This is a genomic window from Rhizobium phaseoli (assembly GCF_001664385.1).
GTDB classification, from domain to species: Bacteria; Pseudomonadota; Alphaproteobacteria; order Rhizobiales; family Rhizobiaceae; genus Rhizobium; species Rhizobium phaseoli.
Window position 1 is genome coordinate 4,051,706 of sequence record NZ_CP013532.1, and the last position, 22,838, is coordinate 4,074,543.

23 protein-coding genes and 1 tRNA gene are annotated in these 22,838 nt (G+C 61.9%); 9 read left to right on the forward strand and 15 right to left on the reverse strand.

What is annotated here, in order from left to right; all coding sequences use genetic code 11:
- Positions 1 to 16: 16 nt before the first annotated feature.
- The 4 genes from AMC88_RS19395 to AMC88_RS19410 are packed head-to-tail and all read right to left on the reverse strand — an operon-like array spanning position 17 to position 2,375.
- Positions 17 to 445 (reverse strand): DUF1178 family protein, encoded by a 429-nt coding sequence (locus AMC88_RS19395; RefSeq protein ID WP_012485361.1) that lies wholly within the window; start codon positions 443 to 445, stop codon positions 17 to 19.
- Complete coding sequence (locus AMC88_RS19400) at positions 442 to 1,299, reverse strand: carbon-nitrogen hydrolase family protein (RefSeq protein ID WP_012485362.1); 858 nt, start codon at positions 1,297 to 1,299, stop codon at positions 442 to 444. The genes AMC88_RS19395 and AMC88_RS19400 overlap by 4 nt, the downstream gene beginning before the upstream one ends.
- Positions 1,300 to 1,309: 10 nt before the next feature.
- Positions 1,310 to 1,567 carry a glutaredoxin 3 gene (gene grxC / locus AMC88_RS19405; protein WP_010002303.1) on the reverse strand — a complete coding sequence of 86 codons (258 nt, stop codon included), beginning with the start codon at positions 1,565 to 1,567 and terminating at the stop codon, positions 1,310 to 1,312.
- Between the two features lie 31 nt (positions 1,568 to 1,598).
- On the reverse strand, positions 1,599 to 2,375 hold the full coding sequence (locus AMC88_RS19410; protein ID WP_012485363.1) for a ComF family protein: 777 nt from the start codon (positions 2,373 to 2,375) through the stop codon (positions 1,599 to 1,601).
- Between the two features lie 167 nt (positions 2,376 to 2,542).
- On the opposite strand from AMC88_RS19410, the gene AMC88_RS19415 reads away from it, so the two are divergent.
- Positions 2,543 to 3,427, forward strand: coding sequence for a methyltransferase domain-containing protein (locus AMC88_RS19415; protein WP_012485364.1), 885 nt, complete (start codon positions 2,543 to 2,545; stop codon positions 3,425 to 3,427).
- Positions 3,428 to 3,493: 66 nt separating this feature from the next.
- On the opposite strand, the gene AMC88_RS19420 is transcribed toward AMC88_RS19415, so the two are convergent.
- From AMC88_RS19420 to AMC88_RS19445, 6 genes are all read right to left on the reverse strand, one after another.
- Positions 3,494 to 3,661, reverse strand: coding sequence for a Flp family type IVb pilin (locus tag AMC88_RS19420; RefSeq protein ID WP_012485365.1), 168 nt, complete (start codon positions 3,659 to 3,661; stop codon positions 3,494 to 3,496).
- 66 nt (positions 3,662 to 3,727) lie between these two features.
- The gene (locus tag AMC88_RS19425) at positions 3,728 to 4,045 is read right to left on the reverse strand and encodes a hypothetical protein (RefSeq protein WP_004671792.1); all 318 of its coding nucleotides are present in this window, start codon (positions 4,043 to 4,045) and stop codon (positions 3,728 to 3,730) included.
- Between the two features lie 229 nt (positions 4,046 to 4,274).
- On the reverse strand, positions 4,275 to 4,703 hold the full coding sequence (gene mutT, locus AMC88_RS19430; RefSeq protein ID WP_012485366.1) for an 8-oxo-dGTP diphosphatase MutT: 429 nt from the start codon (positions 4,701 to 4,703) through the stop codon (positions 4,275 to 4,277).
- The gene (locus AMC88_RS19435) at positions 4,700 to 5,506 is read right to left on the reverse strand and encodes a GNAT family N-acetyltransferase (RefSeq protein ID WP_016736486.1); all 807 of its coding nucleotides are present in this window, start codon (positions 5,504 to 5,506) and stop codon (positions 4,700 to 4,702) included. The genes mutT and AMC88_RS19435 overlap by 4 nt, the downstream gene beginning before the upstream one ends.
- Positions 5,487 to 6,728 carry a bifunctional glutamate N-acetyltransferase/amino-acid acetyltransferase ArgJ gene (gene argJ / locus AMC88_RS19440; RefSeq protein ID WP_012485368.1) on the reverse strand — a complete coding sequence of 414 codons (1,242 nt, stop codon included), beginning with the start codon at positions 6,726 to 6,728 and terminating at the stop codon, positions 5,487 to 5,489. Before argJ ends, AMC88_RS19435 begins: the two co-directional genes overlap by 20 nt.
- A gap of 60 nt (positions 6,729 to 6,788) precedes the next feature.
- A complete protein-coding gene (locus tag AMC88_RS19445) occupies positions 6,789 to 7,670 on the reverse strand; it encodes a peptidylprolyl isomerase (protein WP_004671783.1) in 882 nt (293 codons plus the stop codon).
- Positions 7,671 to 7,916: 246 nt separating this feature from the next.
- Here AMC88_RS19445 and secA point away from each other — a divergent pair, with 246 nt between their 5' ends.
- The 3 genes from secA to AMC88_RS19460 all read left to right on the forward strand — a co-directional run bounded on the left by secA (position 7,917) and on the right by AMC88_RS19460 (position 13,502).
- Positions 7,917 to 10,631, forward strand: a complete 2,715-nt coding sequence (secA, locus tag AMC88_RS19450) for a preprotein translocase subunit SecA (RefSeq protein WP_016736484.1) — start codon at positions 7,917 to 7,919, stop codon at positions 10,629 to 10,631.
- A gap of 177 nt (positions 10,632 to 10,808) precedes the next feature.
- On the forward strand, positions 10,809 to 12,224 hold the full coding sequence (locus AMC88_RS19455) for a lipopolysaccharide biosynthesis protein (RefSeq protein WP_064825864.1): 1,416 nt from the start codon (positions 10,809 to 10,811) through the stop codon (positions 12,222 to 12,224).
- Positions 12,225 to 13,502, forward strand: a complete 1,278-nt coding sequence (locus AMC88_RS19460) for a GNAT family N-acetyltransferase (protein WP_012485371.1) — start codon at positions 12,225 to 12,227, stop codon at positions 13,500 to 13,502.
- Positions 13,503 to 13,506: 4 nt separating this feature from the next.
- Here AMC88_RS19460 and AMC88_RS19465 read toward each other — a convergent pair whose 3' ends face one another.
- Positions 13,507 to 15,138, reverse strand: a complete 1,632-nt coding sequence (locus tag AMC88_RS19465; RefSeq protein ID WP_064825679.1) for an AMP-binding protein — start codon at positions 15,136 to 15,138, stop codon at positions 13,507 to 13,509.
- Between the two features lie 222 nt (positions 15,139 to 15,360).
- On the opposite strand from AMC88_RS19465, the gene AMC88_RS19470 reads away from it, so the two are divergent.
- The gene (locus AMC88_RS19470) at positions 15,361 to 16,341 is read left to right on the forward strand and encodes an aldo/keto reductase (RefSeq protein WP_016736480.1); all 981 of its coding nucleotides are present in this window, start codon (positions 15,361 to 15,363) and stop codon (positions 16,339 to 16,341) included.
- A 164-nt stretch (positions 16,342 to 16,505) separates the two neighbouring features.
- Positions 16,506 to 17,303: a class I SAM-dependent methyltransferase gene (locus AMC88_RS19475; RefSeq protein ID WP_064825680.1), complete on the forward strand. Its 798-nt coding sequence runs from the start codon at positions 16,506 to 16,508 to the stop codon at positions 17,301 to 17,303.
- A gap of 2 nt (positions 17,304 to 17,305) precedes the next feature.
- Here the strand turns inward: AMC88_RS19475 and AMC88_RS19480 are convergent, their stop codons facing one another.
- Entirely contained in the window at positions 17,306 to 17,890 is a 585-nt protein-coding gene (locus AMC88_RS19480; protein WP_012485375.1) for a TetR/AcrR family transcriptional regulator, read from the reverse strand.
- Positions 17,891 to 18,016: 126 nt separating this feature from the next.
- Here AMC88_RS19480 and AMC88_RS19485 point away from each other — a divergent pair, with 126 nt between their 5' ends.
- Positions 18,017 to 19,312 (forward strand): MFS transporter, encoded by a 1,296-nt coding sequence (locus AMC88_RS19485; RefSeq protein WP_012485376.1) that lies wholly within the window; start codon positions 18,017 to 18,019, stop codon positions 19,310 to 19,312.
- Between the two features lie 123 nt (positions 19,313 to 19,435).
- Positions 19,436 to 19,520, forward strand: a tRNA-Leu gene (locus tag AMC88_RS19490).
- A 118-nt stretch (positions 19,521 to 19,638) separates the two neighbouring features.
- Here AMC88_RS19490 and AMC88_RS19495 read toward each other — a convergent pair.
- Both AMC88_RS19495 and AMC88_RS19500 read right to left on the reverse strand, forming a co-directional pair.
- Positions 19,639 to 19,926 (reverse strand): hypothetical protein, encoded by a 288-nt coding sequence (locus AMC88_RS19495; protein ID WP_064825865.1) that lies wholly within the window; start codon positions 19,924 to 19,926, stop codon positions 19,639 to 19,641.
- Positions 19,927 to 20,092: 166 nt separating this feature from the next.
- Positions 20,093 to 20,377 carry a hypothetical protein gene (locus tag AMC88_RS19500; protein WP_064825681.1) on the reverse strand — a complete coding sequence of 95 codons (285 nt, stop codon included), beginning with the start codon at positions 20,375 to 20,377 and terminating at the stop codon, positions 20,093 to 20,095.
- Positions 20,378 to 20,589: 212 nt separating this feature from the next.
- Between AMC88_RS19500 and AMC88_RS19505 the strand changes: the two genes are divergently transcribed.
- Positions 20,590 to 22,338: a cation:proton antiporter domain-containing protein gene (locus tag AMC88_RS19505; protein ID WP_064825682.1), complete on the forward strand. Its 1,749-nt coding sequence runs from the start codon at positions 20,590 to 20,592 to the stop codon at positions 22,336 to 22,338.
- A 31-nt stretch (positions 22,339 to 22,369) separates the two neighbouring features.
- On the opposite strand, the gene AMC88_RS19510 is transcribed toward AMC88_RS19505, so the two are convergent.
- Complete coding sequence (locus tag AMC88_RS19510) at positions 22,370 to 22,663, reverse strand: hypothetical protein (RefSeq protein ID WP_064825866.1); 294 nt, start codon at positions 22,661 to 22,663, stop codon at positions 22,370 to 22,372.
- Between the last annotated feature and the right edge of the window lie 175 nt (positions 22,664 to 22,838).

Here is a 22,838-nt window from a genome sequence, read left to right on the forward strand (position 1 = left end):
CCGCAACGGCTGACTATCAGTGCACATCCTCCGGCAGAACCGGAATAGCCGCGATCTCTATGCCTTCTTCCACCAGCGCTTGCGCCTCGTCGAGCGTCGCCTGGCCGATGATGCCGCGGGCATCCGCTTCGCCATAATGGATCTTGCGGGCCTCCTCTGGGAACTTTGTACCGACATCCTCGGAATTGGCTTTAACGGCGGCGACGGCCTCTTTCAGTTTTTGCAGGGCCTCCTGCCGCATCGCATCCATTGCCAGCGTCTGCCTCTCGTCCTTCTTGCGCGCCGTCGAAACCGACGGCGCCATCAGAAGCTTGGAGACTGCGGCGGAATGGCAGACCGGGCAGGTCAGGAAACCGGTCGCGACCTGACGGTCGAAGTCGGCGCTTTCCGAAAACCAACCTTCGAATTCATGGGCATTGTCGCAGGTGAGGGAATAGCGGATCAAGCGGCGACGCCTCCTGCGACTGCCCCCACAATCTTCTCGACCGAGAATTCCCGGCCGTTCCTCAGGTTCGGGATCTTGTCATGCGCAGCCTTTACCGCGCCGGGATCGATCTCAGCGAGGATGACCGCCTCTCCAGTGGCGCCGGCGGAGGCCAGTACCGTGCCCCAGGGATCGATGATCATCGAATGGCCGAAGGTCTCGCGCCCGTCCTCGTGCCGGCCGGCCTGCGCCGCGGCGATGACGAAGACACCGTTCTCGATCGCGCGTGCGCGCAGCAGTATCTCCCAATGCGCTTCCCCCGTCTGCCGGGCGAAGGAGGACGGAACCGTCATCACCTCGGCGCCGGCAACGGCCTGAGCTCGGAAAAGCGCGGGAAAGCGCACGTCGTAGCAGATCGCGAAACCCATTTCGGCAAAAGGCAGCGACAGGACGCGCGCCTCCGAGCCCGCCGTATAGGCCGCACTTTCACGCCAGCTTTCGCCATTGTCGAGGTCGACGTCGAACATATGAATCTTGTCATAGCGATTGAGAATTCTGCCGTCGGGACCGAACAGGAAACCGCGATTGGCGATCTTGCCGTCGGAAAGCGCGATCGCAGTCGAGCCGACATGCATGTGAATGCCGAACTCCCTGGCAAGCTCGGAGCCGGTCTTGACGATGACGTCATGCGCCTCGTCCGCGAGCACGGCGCGCGCCGCGGCCCGGTCGCGCTGCAGGATGCCGGTCATCTCGGGAGTCTGCACATAGGTCGCGCCCTTGGCGGCAGCCTCGCGCACCAGCCTTGCCATGGCGGCGGCATTCTTGACCGGATCGACCCCGGAGCACATCTGGATGGCGGCAGCCTTGAAACTCATCGATTCGTCCTCACGCCGCCAGCATCGGATCAAGCTTGCCGGCACGGTCGAGCGCAAAGAGATCATCGCAGCCGCCGACATGTTCGGCGCCGATAAAGATCTGCGGGAAGGTGGTCCGCCCGTTCGATTTGCCGATCATCTCCTGGCGAAGGTCCGGGGAATAGGTCGCGTCGTGCTCGACGTAGTCGACGCCCTTTTCTTCAAGAAGGGACTTGGCGCGGCTGCAATAGCCGCAGAACTGCCGTGTATAGATCGTGACGGGTACCATGATATCTCCAGACGGATGCCGGGTATTTCTGTCATATAGGCTCGGAGAGAGCCCTTGCAAAGGTCAAAACCGTGATCTCGGCCGCGCCCGCCTTGCGCAGCGTCCGGCTTGCGGCGGCAACCGTCGCCCCTGTCGTATAAACGTCGTCGATAAGGACGATGCGCTTGCCGAAAATGTCGTTTTCACGACCCTTGGCGATCGCGAAAGCGCCTCTGACGTTGTCCTCGCGCGCCTTGGCGCCGAGGCCGACCTGCTGGCTGGTGCGCTTGACGCGCACAAGGGTGGCGGCAAGCAGCGGTTTACCGGAAAGCCTTGCCATATGGCGGGCAAGCTCGGCAGCCTGGTTGAACTTGCGGGTCAGCATGCGGGTGCGGTGCAGCGGCACCGGAATCAGCGCATCGCAGCTTTCGACCGTCCCATCGGAAGCGCGCAACATCCATCCGGCCATCATCGGCGCCAGATCGGTGCGATCGCGATATTTAAGCCCATGCACGAGGTCGCGGACGGCGTGGTCGTGGGTCGCCGCGGACCGCAGCCGGTCGAAAGGCGGCGGATTGGCGATTGCCTCGGCGCTGACAATGCCGGCGCCGAGATCGTGCGAGAAGGGAATGCCGAGCACCTCGCAATAGGGCCGTTCGATGAAGCGGATGCCAGCCCAGCATTTCGCGCAGAGCCCGCGATGGCCGCCGGTGGAAACGCCGCAGACCGAACAGGCCGGCGGATAGAGAAAATCGGCAAGTGCCGAAAACGGCCGCAGGAGCTGCGTCCGCAGGAACTCCGCCGGTCTTTCGAAATCAATCGGTCCCATGCCGCTGAGATTAGCCGGTTCTCTTCGAAAGGAAAATCGCCTTGCGGCGATGCCGGACCGCGGCGGCGCGCGTCTGAAAAGACGCGCAAGGAAGCTGCAACGCTTTGAGTAGCTGCAATCCCTGAAATCGATTCCGATATCAGGAATTATGCAGTAAGGACATCGCCATGGAAATGATCTTCGACAGAGCCCTGATCGCCGCGCATCGCCATCGCGCGCTTGTCAACAACGACCCGAAAGCCGCCTTCCTGCTGGACATCGCGGCAGAGGAAATGGCCGAGAGGCTGGCGGTCGTCGAACGGCGCTTCGAAACCGCCGTCGAATTGCATGGCACGACAGGTGCGGCGGCCCGCGCGGCAATGGCGACGGGTAAGATCGGCACGATGATCCGCGTCGAGAGCGAGAAGGCCTATGCGGCCTCAAGCGAAAGCTTTATCGAAGCGCCGCTCGAGGACGTGCCTCTCGATCCGCAATCGGCCAACCTCATTCTGGCGCCGCTCAGTCTGCACCTGACCAATGACACACCGGGTGTTTTCATCCAGATTCGCCGCGCCCTGAAACCGGACGGTCTGTTCCTGGCGGCCATCCCCGGCGCCGGCACGCTGCAGGAACTGCGCGACGCCCTCTTGACCGCCGAGGTCGAAATGACCGGCGGCGCCAGCCCGCGCGTCATCCCCTTTGCCGATGTGCGCGATGTCGGCAGTCTCATGCAGCGTGCCGGCTTTACCCTGCCGGTGATCGACGCTGAGACCTATACGGTACGATATGATTCACTGTTTCCGCTGATGCGCGATCTCCGGGCCATGGGCATGAGCAATCCGCTCGCAGCCCGCGGCCGCATGCCCCTGACCCGCGCCTTCTTCCTGCGCGCAGCAGAGATCTATGCCGAGCGCTATTCCGATCCCGACGGACGCATTCGCGCGACCTTTTCGATCATCTATGTCTCCGGATGGGCGGCTCACGAGAGCCAGCAGAAGCCGCTCCAGCCGGGCTCGGCCAAGGCACGCCTTGCCGATGCGCTGAAAGTGGACGAGCATAAGCTCAGGCAATAGCGGATGATCTCAACGGTTTGTGCAACGCTTCATGCTGCAACCCGCCGAAAGTAGACGGCCGTCTGTTTAATTGACGGTGATATTGTTGCTGACAACGCTGAAGACGTTCTGCAGGCTGCCGGTAAAAAAGCCGAGACCCGAGACCAGCGCCGTGCAGATGACGGCGGCGATCAGCCCGTATTCGACCGCCGTTGCACCCGTGTCGTCCGCAAAAAATGCTTTCAAAAGACGCATTACCCCAACCTTTGCGTGAATCGACTGCAATAACTAATACAGGCCATCGGGCGATGGCCGGCATTTTCAGCAACCGGCGCCGACGCCGTATCCCTCGACGACGCAGACCGAGCCGGGCGTCTCCTGCAGGACGCTGCGGCGAATCGTATAGCGCTTGCCGCCTTCGTTCTTCGGGATCGATCCTGTGGTGATCGTGTCGAAATCCACCGGCGCGCTGGCAAAGACGCTTTTCTTCGAGGAATCGGCAAGCATCGGCGTCAGGATCAGTGTCAGGGCGACCACCGCCGTGCCAAAGAGAAGGGCGATATTGAGCGCACCCGTCCTGCGCGAGGCAGACGAAGCCCGTTCCTTTTCCCGGACAGCTTTCCAGAAATCATCGTCCATGAGGTCAAGCCTTTTAAATACGCACGTCAGATGCTTGATTGAGGCCGATCTTTGGCAGAAGGTGTTAAACGATCCATTAATATCCACAGCCGAAAACGGCATGGGACAATAATAATCAGCTAACGCTAATACATGTCGACTGGAAGGGCGCAGCAGTTCCTGGAGAACGACATGTAATGAAATAAGAATTCAAAGCGCGTCGCGCGCATTAAGTTCAACAAGACGCACTCTAAAGTAAATCCTGCAGCATCGGGATGAGCGGCTCGTCGGCCGGCGGCATCGGGTAGTCCCGAAGCGCCTGCGCACGCACCCATTTCAAGGCCTGCCCCTCGCGGCCCTGGGCAATGCCCTCATAGCGCCGGCAGATATAAAGCGGCATCAACAGGTGGAACGTCTCGTAGGAATGGCTGGCGAAAGTCAGCGGCGCGAGGCAGGCGATCTTCGTCTTGATGCCGAGCTCTTCCTCGAGCTCGCGCACCAGTGTTTCCTCCGGGGTCTCGCCGGGCTCGACCTTGCCGCCGGGAAACTCCCAAAGCCCGGCAAGCGATTTTCCCTCGGGACGCTGTGCCAATAGAATACGCCCGTCGGCATCGATCAGCGCACAGGCGGCGACCAGCAATATCTTCCGGCCATTGCACTGTATGAGAGGCTCGCTCATCGCGGCTCCCGCTGCCAATAACAATAATGATAGGCGTCGCGAAAACCGAGGCGCTCGTAAAGTGCGATCGCCGGGCGGTTGGAAATCTTGACCTGCAGCCAGGCCGATCGGGCGCTGCGCATGCGTGCCCAGCGCAGCGCCGAAGTCAGGATTTCGGTGCCTAGTCCTTCGCGTCGCCGCGGTTCGCAGACCGAGAGCGACATGATGCCGGCAAGATCGTTGTCCTGGACGCAGAGCACGGTCGCAAGCGGGCCGTCCACCGCATTTTCAATCATGAAGAGGCCCGACGGCGGCTTGATCGCGGAAATGATTTCCGCAAGTGCCGGCTTCAGCGTCAAAGGCGCTCCATCGACGGCAAGGTTGGCATCGACGAAACGGCCGACGTCGTGGGTCGGCAGGTGATCGAGCGTATCCGGCAGCGCAGCCTCGGTGAGATCACAGGTCATCACCACCGTTTCGTCGAACCGCGTCCAGTTCTGCGCGCTGAGAAGCTCGATCAAGACAGGCGAAGCGAGCGGCGTCTGCCGGACGACGGCGGCGCGGCCATAGGCTTCGAACTTGCGGCTCGCCTTTTCCAGGCGGATCTCGACGTCGCGATGGTCCGACGGATCGAGCGGCACGATGGAATTCAGCCGGTTGGACGGGTGGCCGGCCGTCAACCGGACCTGCCAACTGCCGTCATATTGCACGGATGCCGCCGGCCAGGCGCGAAAACCGACAGCCTCCAGCCTGCGGACCAGCGGCAAATTCTGCGAAGAAATAGATGCCTGCTCCAACGAACGATCAGCTCCGGTAGTCGCCATTGATCGCAACATATTCCTTGGTGAGGTCGCAGGTCCAGACGGTTGCCGAACCGGTGCCGAGGCCGATATCGACTTTGACGGGGATATCCTGCGCCTTCATCACGTTCGAGGCGGCTTGCTCGGAATAGTCGGGGTCGCGCTCACCGTTGACGGCGACTCTGACGTCGCCGAACCAGATGGCGAGTCGGTCGCGGTCGGCCATCTCGCCTGATTTGCCGACAGCCATGACGATCCGGCCCCAATTGGCGTCTTCGCCGGCAGCCGCCGTCTTGACCAGCGGCGAATTGGCGATCGACAGCGCGATACGCTTGGCGGCGGCATCGCTCTCGGCGCCGGTCACGGTGATTTCGAGCATCTTGGTGGCGCCCTCGCCGTCGCGCACCACTTGCAGCGACAGATCCTTCAGCACTTCGTTGAGAGCGGCCCGGAAGGCGGCAAGGCGCGGATCATCGGCGCGTTCGATGCGGGCCTGGCCGTCTTCGGCCGCGGCACCCGTCGCAAACAGCATCAGCGTGTCGGAGGTGGAGGTGTCGCTGTCGACGGTCATGGAATTGAAGGTCGGGCCGACGCCATCGGATAGCAGCGCCTGCAGCGTGGCCGGGGCGATGTCCGCATCGGTCACGACGAAGGAGAGCATCGTCGCCATGTCGGGCGCAATCATGCCCGCGCCCTTGGCAATGCCGTTGATCGTCACGGCAACCCCGCCGATCTCGGCGCTGCGGGTTGACACTTTCGGATAGGTGTCGGTCGTCATGATCGCCTTGGCGGCCTCAAACCAGAAGTCGCCGGTGGCCTCCGCCTGCATCCGGTCCAGGACACCTGAGAATTTGGTGGCGTCGAGCGGTTCGCCGATGACGCCGGTCGAGGCCAGGTAGACCTCGTTCTCGCCGCAGCCGACGGCGGCCGCGGCCGATTTCGCCGTCAGCGCGGTCGCCTGGCGGCCCTTGATGCCGGTAAAGGCATTGGCATTGCCGGAATTGACGACGACGGCCCGGGCACTGCCGTGGGGCAGGTTGGCGCGGCAGAAATCGACCGGCGCCGACGGGCATTTGGAGCGGGTGAAGACACCCGCGACGGCGGCCGGCTTGTCGAAGACCATCATCAGCACGTCGGTACGGTTCTTATACTTGATACCGGCGGAAGCCGTCGCGATGCGCACGCCGCGCAGAGCAGGCATGGCAACGAAGGATTTCGGAGCAAGCGGAGAAACAGAACCGGACATGATGAAACCTGCCAATGGAAGATAGTGAAGGGCCCGGAAGAACCGGGCCCGATGCGAATATTACTGCTGCGGCGCCGGCTGGGCGGGCTCACTGCCCGGTTCCGGCTGCTTGTTGGCCTGATCATAACCCTTGCGCAGCGTCTCGTCCGAGATCTCGATCTTGGCGGACGTCTTGGCCTGGTTCAGAAGCGCAAGATACTTGTCGCGCATGACGAGCTGACGAACCTGATCCTGCACCTGATCGAAAGGTGGCGGCGGCGCGTCGCGCTTGTCCTCCACCTTGATGACATGATAGCCGAAGTCGGTCTTCACCGGCGTCTTGGAATAGGCGCCCTTCTCGAGCGCGAAAGCTGCGTCCTCGAATTCCTTGACCATGCGGCCGCGCGAGAAATAGCCGAGATCGCCGCCTTCCGACTTGTTCGGATCGGTGGATTTTTCCTTGGCGAGTTCGGCGAAATCCTTGCCGGCGTCGAGCTGCTTGATGATCTCCTTGGCTTCGTCCTCGGTCTTGACGAGGATATGGCGAGCATGGACTTCCTCCTGCTTCGGCAGGGCTGCGACTTCCTTGTCGTAGCGCGCCTTGACTTCGTCAGGCGTCACGGTGTCGACGACATGCTTCTTGAAATAGGCGTTGTGCAGCTCGCGATCGGAAAGATACTGCATGCGCTTCTTGAATTCGTCGGTCTGGTCGAGCTTCTCGGCGATGGCGTCGGCGGCAAGCAGCTTCACGTCGATGGCGGCGGACAGGGCTGCGACCTTCTTCTGGTCGTCAGGAAGCTGGGCCAGCTGCGGATCGAGATTGGCGACGGCAAGATCGAGTTCCGACTGGTGGATTTCCAGATTGCCGACCTTGGCGACGACGGCGTCCTCTGCATGGGCCGGAGCCTGGAATGCAACGAAAGTTGCAAACGCCAGCAGGGCGAATTTATTGGTGCTCAACATCAAATAACCCTTCACAGTTACATCGCCGGCGTCAGCATCGCCTATTCCAGCTCAAAATAGCCATCAACACCGGATTGTGGCCTTTCTGTATCCGCCAAATCCGTTGACATCATTCGACCCCCCTCTTATCTGTCACGCAACCTCGCGTCCAGAACAGTTTCCGGGCGTTTCAAGGCGTGCGCCTGATTTTCGGCTGGGCCGCGGACAAGAAACGTCGCGGATGAATATTGAGAAAGGACCAGTCACATGGTCAGCTTTGGCGGTATAGCCCGCAAGTTATTTGGGTCGTCCAATGATCGCCGCGTGCGGTCCTTCCAGCCGAACGTCACCGCGATCAACTCCATCGAAGAGAAGACGAAGGCCCTGACGGACGAGCAGCTGGCGGCAAAGACCGCGGAGTTCCGTGCTCTTCTGGCCGAAGGCAAGACGCTCGACGACATCCTGATTCCCGCCTTTGCCGTCGTGCGCGAGGCTTCGCGCCGCGTTCTCGGCCTGCGACCTTTTGACGTACAGCTGATCGGCGGCATGATCCTGCACTCGAATGCGATCGCCGAGATGAAGACCGGCGAAGGCAAGACTCTCGTCGCCACCCTGCCGGTCTATCTGAACGCGCTTTCCGGCAAGGGCGTGCACGTCGTCACCGTCAATGACTATCTTGCCCAGCGCGATGCGGCGACCATGGGCCGCGTCTACGGCTTCCTCGGCATGACCACAGGCGTCATCGTCCATGGCCTCTCCGACGAGGAGCGCCGCGCGGCCTATGCCTGCGACATCACCTACGCCACCAACAACGAACTCGGCTTCGATTATCTGCGCGATAACATGAAGTACGAGAAGAACCAGATGGTTCAGCGCGGCCATAATTTCGCGATCGTCGACGAAGTGGACTCGATCCTCGTCGACGAGGCGCGCACGCCGCTGATCATTTCCGGCCCGCTCGACGACCGCTCGGAACTCTACAATACGATCGATGCCTTCATTCCGCTGCTCGTCCCCAGCGATTACGAAATCGACGAGAAGCAGCGCTCCGCCAACTTCTCCGAGGAAGGCACCGAGAAGCTGGAGAACATGCTGCGCCAGGCCGGTCTCCTGAAGGGCAACGCGCTCTACGACATCGAGAACGTCGCGATCGTCCATCACATCAACAATGCGCTGAAGGCCCACAAGCTCTTCCAGCGCGACAAGGACTATATCGTCCGCAACGGCGAAGTCGTCATCATCGATGAGTTCACCGGCCGCATGATGCCGGGCCGGCGCTATTCGGAAGGCCAGCACCAGGCGCTCGAAGCCAAGGAAAAGGTGCAGATCCAGCCGGAAAACCAGACGCTGGCCTCGATCACCTTCCAGAATTACTTCCGCATGTATGACAAGCTCGCCGGGATGACCGGCACGGCGCAGACGGAAGCGGAAGAATTCGGCAATATCTACAATCTCGACGTCATCGAGGTTCCGACCAACCTGCCGATCAAGCGCATCGACGAGGACGACGAGGTCTACCGGACCTTCGACGAGAAGTTCAAGGCGATCATCGAGGAAATCCTCGACGCCCATAAGCGCGGCCAGCCGGTGCTCGTCGGTACGACCTCGATCGAGAAGTCGGAACTGCTTGCCGAGCGCCTGCGCAAGCAGGGCTTCAACGACTTTCAGGTGCTGAACGCCCGCTACCACGAGCAGGAAGCCTACATCGTCGCCCAGGCCGGCGTGCCGGGCGCCGTGACGATCGCCACCAACATGGCCGGCCGCGGCACCGACATCCAGCTCGGCGGCAACCTGGAGATGCGGATCGAGCGCGAACTCGGCGAGATTGAAGCCGGTCCGGAGCGTGAAGCCCGGATTCAGGCGATCGTCGAAGAGATCAAGGAACTCAAGCAGAAGGCGCTTACTGCCGGCGGCCTCTATGTCATCGCCACCGAACGCCATGAAAGCCGCCGCATCGACAACCAGCTGCGCGGCCGCTCCGGCCGTCAGGGCGACCCCGGCCGCTCGAAATTTTACCTGTCGCTTCAGGATGACCTGATGCGCATCTTCGGCTCCGACCGCATGGACAGCATGCTGACCAAGCTCGGACTCAAGGAGGGCGAGGCGATCGTCCATCCCTGGATCAACAAGGCGCTGGAGCGCGCGCAGAAGAAGGTCGAAGCCCGCAACTTCGACATCCGCAAGAACCTCTTGAAGTATGACGACGTTCTTAACGATCAGCGCAAGGTCATCTTCGAGCAGCGCCTCGAACTGATGGAATCGACCAATATTTCCGAGACCGTCTCTGACATGCGCCGTGAGGTGATCGAGGATCTGGTCGAAAAGCATATCCCCGAACGCGCCTATGCCGAACAATGGGATGCCGTCGGCCTGAAGACCGGCGTCACCAATATCCTCAATCTCGATCTGCCGATCGAGGATTGGTTCAAGGAGGAAGGCATCGGCGAGGACGATATTCGCGAGCGCCTGACGGAAGCCGCCAATGCCGCCTTTACTGAGAAGGCCGAGCGTTTCGGCGACGACATCATGCATTATGTCGAGCGCTCGATCGTCATGCAGACGCTCGATCATCTCTGGCGCGAGCATATCGTCAACCTCGATCACCTGCGCTCGGTCATCGGCTTCCGCGGTTACGCCCAGCGCGATCCGTTGCAGGAATACAAGTCTGAAGCTTTCGAACTCTTCACCGGCCTCCTCAACAATCTGCGCGAGGCCGTCACCGCCCAGCTGATGCGCGTCGAACTGGTGCAGCAGGCGCCGGCCGAACCCGAGCCGCCGCTGATGCAGGCCCATCATCTGGACCCAATGACGGGCGAGGACGATTTCGCTCCGATCTACCAGGCCTCCGAAGTGATCGTCGCGCCCGAGAACCGCAATCCCGAGGATCCCACGACCTGGGGCAAGATCGGTCGCAACGAGGCCTGCCCCTGCGGCTCCGGCAAGAAATACAAGCACTGCCACGGGGCCTTCGAACAGGTCTGAGGCCAATACGACAACTCTGAAAATGCCGCCTTCGGGCGGCATTTTCTTTTCTGCGGCAACGCCGGGCAGCTGCAATTCCAGGCCCGCGGCCAGGGCCGTTCCGGAACCGTTTCTTAACCCTGCTCTGTCAAGACTTCGGGGACGATTTGCCTGACCTCAGAGTTTTGCGTGTTCATCATGGCGGTCATAGAAACAGCGGAGAAGATGCTGCCGGCGGGCCTGCGCCCGATCGGCGGCCGTACGCTGCGCATGCTCGCGGCCGTGCTGACCGAAGGCGGCGAGAAGGCCGCCGCTCAGCGTATGGCGCTGACGGCCTTTTCGATCCGCATCCTCAGTGCCGCACTCGCCTTCGTCTCCCAGATCGTGCTCGCACGGCTGATGGGCGAATATGAATATGGCATCTTCGTTTTCGTCTGGGTGCTGGTCGTCGTCTTCGGCGACCTCTCCTGCCTTGGCTTCCACACCGCGATCATCCGCTTTCTGCCGCAGTACAAGGCGGCGGGCGCCTTCGAGGAAATCCGCGGCCTGACGGGTACGGCGCGCATCTTCGCGCTACTGTCCGGCACGGCGATGCTTGCCGCCGGCATGCTCGGGCTGCGTTTATTCGGGGATATGATCGAGCCCTATTATCTCGTCCCGATCTTCCTCGGCCTGTTTGCCATGCCGATGATCGCACTCGGCGATATTCTGGAAGGCACCTCGCGAGCGAACCACTGGCCGGTGATGGCGCTGGGCCCGGTCTATATTATCCGGCCGATCCTCATCATCGGCTGCATGCTGATTGCGATTGCCACCGGCGCGGAGCATACCGCCGTCACCGCCATGCAGGCGGCGCTCGTGGCCACCTTCGTCACGGCCCTCGGCCAATATAGCGCGACGCTTTACCGCCTTCGCCGGCATTATGACGACGGCCCGCGCAAGGTCGATTTCCTCGCCTGGCTCAGCGTCGCCTTTCCCATCTTCCTGATCGAGGGCGTCAGCTTCCTGCTGACCAATTCCGATGTCGTCGTCGTCGGCATTTTCCTCGAACCACACGACGTCGCCATTTATTTCGCCGCCGCCAAGACCATGGCGCTGGTGCATTTCATCAATTTCTCCGTCAAAGCCGCCGCCGGCCCGCGCTTTTCCTCGATCATCGCTCAAGGCGACCATGCGCAGCTGGCGAATGCCGCAGCTGACGCCGCCCGCTGGACCTTCTGGCCAGCGCTCGGCGTCGGTCTTGCCGTTCTCGCGGCCGGTCACTTGCTGCTGTCGCTGTTCGGCGGCGCCTTCACGTCGGGTTATCTGGTCATGGCGATCCTGCTTGCCGGCATTCTCGCCAAGTCGCTGGTCGGTCCGGCCGAGACGCTGCTGATGATGGCCGGCAAGCAGAATCTCTGCGTCGCGCTCTATGCCGGTGCATTGGCCGCCAATATCGGTCTCAACCTCGCTTTGATTCCGCATTACGGCATCGAAGGCACCGCGATTGCCACAGCCTCGGCCATGGCGGTCGAGGCTGTCCTTCTGCATATCGCCGTGCGCCGCACGCTCGGCATCGTTCTCTTCGCCTTCGCCAGCCCCGCCGCCGCAACCCCAGAAATGAGAGTTCGATAGATGGTGCGTCCGCCCCCCGTCACCGAAAGCACCGACAGCATCACCAACCGCATGATCCATGATCTCGCGTCGCTGCATTTCGAGGCACCGCAGGCCGAGGCCCGTACGGAGATCGGCCGGCCCGGACGCGAACTTTGCCTCTATCCCGGCAAGCTCGGCTACGAGCTTCAGGATGAGCTAGACTTCCTCTCCAACCGGGCGATGGAGCCGAACGTCTTCTTCTCCGGCCGCTTCCTAGCGCCCGCCATGCCGCGGCTCGAAGACAGGCAGGTGAATTTCGCCCTGATCCGCGACCACAATGCCGGCCGCAGCCGCATGCGCTTCCTCCTGCCGTTTTCGGTCGACAAACCGGGTTTTGCCGTCGGTCCCTCGATCATCCGCGGCTGGTCGAACAGCTTCGGCCCGCTCGGCACGCCGCTCGTCGACAGCGAGGACGCGGCCGAAACCCTCGACAATCTCTTCGAAGCGCTTACCGTCCGTGATCTCAACCTGCCGGGCACCCTGGTCCTGCCGGATCTGAGATTGAACGGAATTTTTGTGCGCATGCTCAAGGCTGTCGCGCTCGGCCGCAATCTGCCGCTCACCGTGACCAATCCCTATCTGCGCCCGATGCTGCAGAGCGAGGACGAGGCGCCGGCCTATCTCGGCAAAACCATCTCCTCATCACACATGCGCGAGATGCGCCGCCAGTGGCGTCAGCTGGAAGAACTCGGAACGGCGGTCTATGCCGTTGCCCGCCAGCCGCGTGAAATCCACGTCCGTTTCGAGGAATTCCTGGCGATGGAAGCCGGCGGCTGGAAAGGCAAACGGCGAAGCGCCCTTGTCACCGACCGCTATCATACCGCCTTCGCCCGCGAGGCCGTCTCGAACCTTGCCGCCGTCGACGCGGTGCGGATTCATTCGATCGACCTCAACGGCAAGGCGATCGCCGCCGTCGTGGTGCTGATGATGGGCGGCGAGGCCTATACCTGGAAGACGGCTTATGACGAAAACTATGCCCGCTATTCTCCGGGCAAGCTTTTGATGAGCGAACTCACCGAATGGCATCTCGACGACGCCAATATCGTCCGCTCCGATTCCTGCGCCGTCTCCGACCACCCGATCATGAGCCGCTTCTGGCAGGAGCGCGAGGAGATGGGAACATTGGTGATCGGCCTGACGCAGAACGGCGACCGCGACATGCGCCAGGTCGCCGCCCAGCTGCACATGTACCGCAGCACGCGCAACATGGCGAAAATGCTGCGCGAGAAGATCATGTCGCTCGCCAGCCGGAGTTGACGCCTCAGCCTTCGGCTGCCGCCTTTTCCCGCAGCAGCCGGCGGATCACCTTGCCCGTGGTCGTCAGCGGCAGTGACTCGACGAATTCCACCTCGCGCGGATATTCGTGCATCGAAAGCCGCATCTTCACCCATTCCCTGATGTCGGCGGCCAGCGCCTCGCTCGGCGAATGGCCCGGTGCCAGCACGATATAGGCCTTGACGATCTCCGTCCGCACGGCATCGGGCTTGCCGACGGCAGCGGCAAGCTGCACGGCGGGATGGCCGATCAGGCAGTCCTCGATTTCGGCCGGGCCGATGCGATATCCCGAAGAGGTGATGACGTCGTCGTCGCGGCCTTCGAAGGTGACGTAGCCCTCTTCATTCTGGCGGCCGATATCGCCGGTAAGCAGCCAGCCCTTGACGAATTTTTTCTCGGTCGCCGCCTCATCGTTCCAATAGCCAAGGAACATGACGGGATCGGGACTGGCGATGGCGATCTGGCCCGGCTCGCCGGCCGCCAGCTCATCCCCCGCTTCACCGACGATCGCGACACGGTGTCCCGGTACCGCCCTGCCGATGGCACCGGCCCTGGTCACGCCATAGGCAGCACTCGATGAGAGCACGAAATTGCATTCCGTCTGGCCGTAGAATTCATTGACGGTGATGCCGAGCGTGCGCCGCGCCCATTCATAGGTCTCGCGGCCGAGCGCCTCCCCGGCAGAGCCGATCGTGCGCAGCACGAGATCATATTTCGAACGCGGATCGGAAACCGAGCGCATCAGCCTCAACGCCGTCGGTGGAATGAAGGCATTGCGCACCTTCATCTCCGCCATGATCCGGTAGGCCATGTCAGCATCGAATTTCTGCGCCGGCGAGGAGACGACGGGAACGCCAAGCAGAAGGCTCGGCAGCAGCGCGTTGAGCAGCCCGCCGGCCCAGGCCCAGTCGGACGGCGTCCAGACCTTGTCGCCGGCACGCGGAAAACCCTCATGGGCGAACTGCATGCCGGGAATATGCCCGGGGAGAACACGGTGGCCATGCAGCGCGCCCTTCGGCGGCCCTGTCGTGCCCGAGGTAAAGATCATCAGCGCCGGATCGTTCGGACCGGTCTCGGCGACGTCGAAGACCGAAGGGTGAGTATCCGCCAGTTCGGCAAATCCCAGCGCCTCGTCATTTGGCCCGTCGATGCTGACCACATGTTTCAGCACCGGCAGGCGGTCACGGATCTGCCGGATGCGATCAAGACCGAAACCATTGGTGACGACGGCCGCTGCCCCTGCCGCCTTCAGCCGGTATTCCAGCGCCTCGACGCCGAAGAGCAGCGCCAGCGGCAGCGCAACCGCGCCGGCCTTGTAGATCGCCACATGCGCGATCACTGTTTCGAAGGACTGCGGCAAGAGCAGCGCGACACGATCGCCGCGTCCGATCCCGAGCGAAACCAGCGCATTGGCGAAGGCCGAGGAACGGTCGGCGAGCGCGCGGTAGGTCATCGAGCGATGATGGCCGTCGGGGCTGAAATGTTCGAGGCAGACGCGCTCCGGCGCCCGGGCTGCCCAATCGTCGCTGACGGCGCGGCCGATATTGAAATCCTCCGGAATCCGCCAGGAGAAATCACGATAGAGATCGTCATAGCGATCGTGAGAGGGCAATTGCATCGTCGGATTCCGGTAAAAAATGCTGCAGCAGCTAACACCTTGCGGCACCGATGTGCAAGCAGGAGCGCGAAATGGCGCGGAAACGCGGCTTCAAGGTGGTCACCGATGATTGTGCACATGCAGCACAAATTCTTCGTCGCGCTCCCTGCGCCTTCGCCTGCTCCGCACTAGATGATGGAAAGCCGCTGGGGAGCACCGTCAGATTCATCACGGAGTCGTTTCATGGAATACGCAAAATTCGGAAAGACCGGTCTCGAAGTGTCGAAAATCTGCCTGGGCTGCATGACCTTCGGCGATCCTGGCCGCGGCAACCATGCCTGGAGCCTGCGGGAAGAGGAAAGCCGGGCAATGATCAAGCAGGCGATCGACTTCGGCATCAATTTCCTCGACACGGCCAACACCTATTCCAACGGTTCTTCGGAGGAGATCGTCGGCCGCGCCATCCGGGATTTCGCCAAGCGCGAGGATATCGTGCTGGCGACCAAGGTGTTCAACCGCATGCGGCCGGGCCCTAACGGCGCCGGCCTGTCGCGCAAGGCGATCTTCGATGAGATCGACAACAGCCTGCGCCGCCTGGGCACGGATTACGTCGATCTCTACCAGATCCATCGCTTCGACTATACGACGCCGATCGAGGAAACGCTGGAAGCGCTGCACGACGTCGTCAAATCAGGCAAGGCGCGTTATATCGGCGCCTCATCCATGTATGCTTGGCAGTTCGCCAAGGCGCTCTACGTCTCCCGTCTGAACGGCTGGACGGAATTCGTCAGCATGCAGAATCACTTGAATCTGCTCTACCGCGAGGAAGAGCGCGAGATGCTGCCGCTCTGCGAAGACCAGAAGATCGCCGTCATCCCCTGGAGTCCGCTGGCCCGCGGCCGCCTCACCCGCGACTGGGACGAGACGACGGCGCGCAGCGAGACCGACGAATTCGGCAAGACGCTCTACACCCAATCGATCGATGCCGACCGCAGAATAGTCGAGGCCGTAGCCGACATCGCCAGAGCCCGCGGCATTTCCCGCGCCCAGGTCGCCACCGCCTGGATTCTGCAGAAGAGCGTCGTGACCGCACCGATCATCGGCGCGTCCAAACCGAACCACCTGGCGGACGCTGTCGCTTCGCTCACGGTCAAGCTCACTGCCGAGGAAATCGCCTTACTGGAAGCACCCTATATCCCGCATGCCGTCGCCGGCTTCAAATAACCACCAGCCCGCTTTCGGCCTTCAATCGCCAGAACAGATCCCTCCCGTTCGCGCGGCGAGGGAGCAAAATTGTGGCAGCACCGTTGCATCGGCAGGCCGTCCGGCATCACAAGACAGTCCTAGTTCGGCCCTAGCGATTGCCGGAACATGAGGAATAGTTTGCCATGACCACCGTTCCTTTCGAGCCCCGCCGCTTCCGCAGCACCGCCACCTATTACAGCCGTTTCCGCGTTCCCTATCCCGACGCACTGATCGAGCGGGTGGCCGGCCGAATCGGCCTTCGCCCCGGCGACCGTCTGCTCGACCTCGGCTGCGGGCCGGGCCAGATCGGCATCGCCTTCGCCCGCCTTGCCGGCGCCGATGTCACCGGCCTCGACCCGGAGCCGGAAATGCTGGATGCGGCCCGCGAGGGAGCGGCGGCGGCCGGTATCCGCGCCGAATTCATTCTCGGCTCTTCGTATGATCTCGGCCCCGCCTACGGGCCGCTCAAGATGACCGCAATGGGCCGCTCGTTCCACTGGATGGATCGCGCCGCGACACTGGCGATGCTGGACAAGCTGACTGAGCCGGGAGGAACTGTCGTTCTTTTCGGCGACCGGCACATCTCCGCCTCGCCGGCCTGGCGCGAGGCCGTGGACAGCGTATCCGAACACCTGTCGCCGGAAGAGATGCGTAGCGAGCGGCAGTTCCGCCGCGGGCCTGACTTTGGGAAGCACGAGGAATTTCTGCTGCGCTCGGCATTCCGCAACCTGGAACGCATCGGCATTGTCGTCGAGCGGACCATCGATGCCGATGAGATCGTCGGCCGCGCCTTCTCCATGTCCGTCACGTCGCCGCAGGCGCTCGGCGGCAGGACGATGCAATTCGAGCAGACGCTGCGAAACGAATTGGCCGCTCTTTCACCGGATGGAAAATTCACCGAGATCGTCGAGAGTAACGCCCTCATCGCCTTCCGCGACTGAGCCTATTTCTGATTGCCGGGTTTGGGATCGAGTTGTCGGCGCATCGTCACCAAAAACTGCTCGGCGACGGCCCTGTCCTCGACGGCGCGGGCGAGAATGACGGCGCCCATCATCGATGAAAGCGTCGTCGCGGCATTGGCGCGGCGTTCCTCTTCGCTGTCGCCGGGAACAATCTCGGCTAGCGTGTCAACCAGCACGGACAACCCATCGCTGAAGACGGCGCGAACCGCGCCGCGGCTGCGGCTCACCTCCTGGATCAGCGTCGCGAAGACGCAGCTACCGCCAGGATCATCAACCGTGCGCCAGTGGATATAGTGGTCGAGAAGCGTTTCGAGCGGCCGGTCCGGCGAGCTGGCAATATGCTCCTTCCAACGCTCTTCCACCCGATCGATCAGCTTGCGGCTGACCTCAAGCGCCAGTTCGTCCTTGGAGCCGAAGTGTCCGTAAAAGCCGCCATGCGTCAGCCCTGCCGCCTTCATGATGTCGGCAACGCCAACGCCGTCAAAACCGTTTTCCCGGAAAAGCACGCCGGCTACACTCAGAATCTTCTCGCGGTTTTCGGCAAATTTCTCGCGGCTGACCCGCATCATCGTCTCCGGAAATAGTGGCTTGACAAATTATATGATGTCCATCATCAATACGCAAGAAATATGATGACCATCATGTAAATCGGTCCAGTATTTTCCCCGAAAATCCGAAACGGAATCTCGCTCATGGTTTCCACCGCCCTTGCCTCAACCCTTGCCCGGCGCAACATTCACTACGGTTGGGTCGTCGTTGCCGCTACCTTCCTCACGATGCTGGTGACGGCGGGCGCCATGGGCGCCCCCGGCGTGCTGATCAAGCCGCTGCAGGACGAATTCGGCTGGGAAACGTCGCAGATTTCCTCCGCACTCGCGATTCGCCTGATCCTGTTCGGCTTCATGGGGCCGTTTGCCGCCGCCTTCATGAATTATTTCGGCGTGCGAAAGGTCATCGTCTTTGCATTGACGCTGATCGGCATAGGCTTCGTCGGCTCGCTGTTCATGACGACGTTGTGGCAGCTCCTGCTGCTCTGGGGCATCGTCGTCGGCTTCGGCACCGGATTGACGGCGATGGTGCTCGCCGCGACGGTGTCGACGCGCTGGTTCACCAGGCATCGAGGCCTCGTCGTCGGCATGCTTTCCGCAAGCTCGGCCACCGGCCAGCTCGTTTTCCTGCCGCTGATGGCGGAGCTGACGGAGCGTTATGGCTGGCGCTCGACGGTGTTTTTCGTCTGCGCCATGATCATGGTTGCCGCCCTTGCCGTTCTCGCCTTCATGCGCGACCGGCCGGCTGACGTCAATTTGCCCTCTTTGGGTGAGGCACATGTGACGCCGGCACCGGCCAAGCCGACGCTCGGCGCTGCCCTGATGACGCCGATCACCACGCTGCGCGAGATTTCGACGACCTCGACCTTCTGGATCCTGTTTGCCACCTTCTTCATCTGCGGCCTCAGCACCAACGGCCTGATCCAGACCCATTTCGTCACCCTCTGCGGCGATTTCGGCATCGTGCCGGTGGCCGCTGCCAGCGTGCTTGCCGTCATGGGCATCTTCGATTTCTTCGGCACCATCGGCTCCGGCTGGCTGTCCGACCGATTCGACAATCGCTGGCTGCTGTTCTGGTACTACGGCCTGCGCGGCCTCTCGCTGCTCTATCTGCCCTTTAGCGATTTCAGCTTCTACGGGCTTTCGATCTTTGCCATTTTCTATGGCCTCGACTGGATCGCCACCGTGCCGCCGACCGTCAAGATCGCCGCCGACCGCTTCGGCCGAGAAAAGGCCGGCCTCGTCTTCGGCTGGGTCTTTGCCGGCCATCAGCTGGGCGCCGCCACCGCCGCCTATGGCGCCGGCCTCTCGCGCACGGAACTGTCGAGCTATCTGCCCGCCTTCTTCGTCGCCGGCGCCTTCTGCCTGCTGGCCTCGATTCTGGCGATCACGCTGAAGAAATCAGGCCTGCCGAGTGCCGCCCCTGCCGCGGCCCATTGATCCCAGAGGATCCGGCCTCTAAACAGGCCGGATCTCTCCACGGGATTGCCGCGATAACTTCGCTCGTCCGTCTTGCATGCGCGGGCGCACACATGTTAGACACCCGCCTCGTCGGTATCCGTTGCCCCATTGGCGGAATTGGTAGACGCGCTCGACTCAAAATCGAGTTTCGAAAGAAGTGCTGGTTCGACCCCGGCATGGGGCACCAGCCTCCGCTCTATTAGCTTCGGCTCGGCGAGCCGTAGTTCCGTCAGGAATGAAGGCGGACTGGTTTCAACTCGCCGCGCCTCGATCCCCGATACGGAACAATCCGCATTCAACTGAAACTATTTATTCTTCAACAGCCACATCTTGCCGGCCATGGTGATGCCGTAGACATCCTTTGATGCGTCGTCGTCCAGGTGGCGTCGCTCGAGGAAGCCTGGCTCTTTCAGCTCACCCAGCGTCTTTGCCGTGACCGATTTCACCTTCTGAGGCCGCTCTTTCCACCGGTCGGTTTTTGCGTAGGTCACGGTCGCGTTCTGATGCGTCCATTTATTGGCCGGCTGAGGATAAAGATCTCCATCCCTGGCGAGTTTGAGTCCGGCGATCTGGGACGGGGTAAGCTCAATCATACTAAAAATCCTGTGCGGGTCCTTGCGCTGGGAATGCGCTTCGACCGAAGGCGTGCTGATAACATCGCCGGAGGTTTTCCACCACCACATTGCGACATCAGCGCCACGAAAAGGTGAAAACCCGGCTCACGCAGGAACCGGGCCTCGCCCTTCTCCGATATTTTCATCAGTAACAGCGCCGCACAGTCCTGGTAACCTCGCCGTCCTCCGTCTGGCGGGTGACGCTCCTGGTCTCGCAGCCATCGTTGCGATAGCCACGGTGCTCGCGTTCGCGGACACCAAAGGTCACGCCGCGCTCGCTGATGGTGATGCCGGGCCTCACGCGCTCCTGGCGATAGCCGTCATCATCATAGGTGCGCTCTCTGACATAGACGCTGTCTGCGAGAACAGGGGCTGCAAATGAGCAGGCGGCAAGCGCCGCCACAGTACAGTTCAGGATGATTTTCCGCATATCGTTTCTCCTTCTCGTGATGAAGGGGCAACGACGTAAGCTAAAACTGGTTCCAACATCGGTGGCGCGCCGACCGTGGCGATCCTCTGCCGACATTATCTGTTGCCGATCGGACAGGAGCGCCGACCAGGCGCTCAAAACGCAAATCAACTGTTTAATTTTGTTTACGCTTCGTCCAATGTGGCGACCGTTACCATCAGGCGAGGCCAGACGTGCATCAGGAAGTAGGACTCATCGCGACGGTCGCCGTCAGTTTTGTTTTCGCGGCGGTCCTCGGCTATGGCGCGGACCGGCTCCGGCTGCCGCCGCTCGTCGGCTATCTGGTGGCCGGCATCATGATGGGGCCGTTCACCCCGGGCTTCGTCGCCGACACCGCGCTTGCCGGCCAGCTTGCGGAGATGGGCGTCATCCTGCTGATGTTCGGCGTCGGCCTGCATTTTTCCGCCTCCGATCTGCTCGCCGTGCGCGGCATCGCCGTACCGGGTGCGATCGGACGGATTTGCCTCGCCACACTGCTGGGCATCGGCCTTTGCAAGCTCTGGGGCTGGAGCCTTGGCGCCGGTATCGTCTTCGGCCTCAGCCTGTCGGTGGCCAGCACCGTCGTGCTCCTGAAGGCGCTGGAGGAGCGCAATCTCGTCAATGCGGCAAGCGGACGCGTCGCCGTCGGCTGGCTGATCGTCGAAGATCTGGCAATGGTGCTGGCGCTGGTGCTGCTGCCCGCGCTGGCAGAACTGCTCGGCGGCCATGCTGTCGATACGACCAATCACGGTCTCGGCGAACTGCCGCTGGCTCTGACAATCGGGCTGACCTTGTTGAAGGTGGGGGCTTTCGCCGCCATGGCGATCTTCCTCGGTCCACGGATCGTGCCCTGGCTGCTGACGATGATCGCCCGCACCGGCTCGCGCGAGCTCTTCACGCTCACAGTGCTGGCGATCGCGCTGGGGATCGCCTTCGGCTCAGCGGCGATCTTCGGCGTCTCCTTTGCACTCGGCGCCTTCTTCGCCGGCGTCGTCATGAGCGAATCCCAGCTCAGCCACAGAGCAGCCGCCGATTCGCTGCCGTTGCAGAACGCCTTCTCCGTGCTGTTCTTCGTCTCCGTCGGCATGCTTTTCGACCCCTCGATCCTGGTGCGCCAGCCGCTGGCCGTGATCGGAGCCATGGCGCTCATCATCCTCGGCAAGGCCATCATCACCTTTGCGATCGTCATGCTGCTGCGCTATCCGATCAGCATGGGCCTGACCTTGGCCGGCGGCCTTGCTCAGATCGGTGAGTTTTCCTTCATCCTCGCCGGCCTCGGCGTCTCGCTCGGACTTCTGCCGCATGAGGGCCAGGATCTGATTCTTGCCGCCGCGATCCTGTCGATCACGCTCAACCCGATCGTGATCTTCGCGAGCGACGGCCTGAAGAAATACATGCATTCGAAATGGCCCCTCCTCTTCGAAAACTACGGCAGAAAGAAGCAGAAGACGCTCGGCAGGGAACTGGAAAAGATCAGGGCGCTCGGCGAGGAGCGCGAACGCCAGCACCAGCTGAAGATGCAGCAGCTGATCGAAACTTTCCCTCTGTTCTCCCAGGTCGGCGAGGACGCGCAGGAAGAGCTTCTGCTGCTCTTCAAGGCAAAGTCCGCCCCTCCGGGCGAACGCGTCATCCGCCGCGGTGATCGCGGCGACAGCATGTATTTCATCTCCTCAGGCGCCGTCGAAGTGCGGCTCGCGAGCGGCGCGATCCGCCTCGAGCCGGGCGCCTTCTTCGGCGAGATGGCGCTGCTGAGCGGCGGACGGCGCACCGCCGACGTCATCGCCGTCGACTTCTGCCAGTTCGAGGTGCTCGAGCGGCGCGATTTCAACATGTTCATGTCGCACCATCCCAACCTGCGCGCTATCGTCAGCGAAATGGCCCAAAAGCGCACGGAGATGAACGTGCTGCGTCAGCAATGGGAAAAGTCGATGGACCTGTCCTGAAACCGCAGTCGACCATGGTGCGGCGATCCGTTCAGGAAGATGCCGGCCAGTAACCGTCGGAACGGAAATCTGCCGGGATCGGATCGAGCCGCGACAGCGCTTCGGCGGCGAAATCGATCTGCAGCGACAGGTGTTTCAGAGACGCCAGCATCGGCACACCGGTCACGAATTCCCGCACGCGGGACAGATGATAACCGCTTTCGCTCAGCCGCCGGGCCGCTTCCCGACGCACATCGTCCCTGTTCGGTCCCCGTCCCGCTCCGACCCCGTCATCCATCTGAACGGCCCGACCGCGGCCGCCTTCGATCACTTTGAACATTCTCATGCCACCCTGCACGTCGTCCTCAAACCAGCTTGCCGCAGAATGGCCGATTCGCCATCCCATGAAATCTTGGGAGAGACATCGATGCCCGCATCACGAAATTTTTAAGCGCCGGGTGGCACGAAGGACACGGACGAGCATTTACAGCGCCGCGCACGGCCCCTAAAGCTCTTTTGCA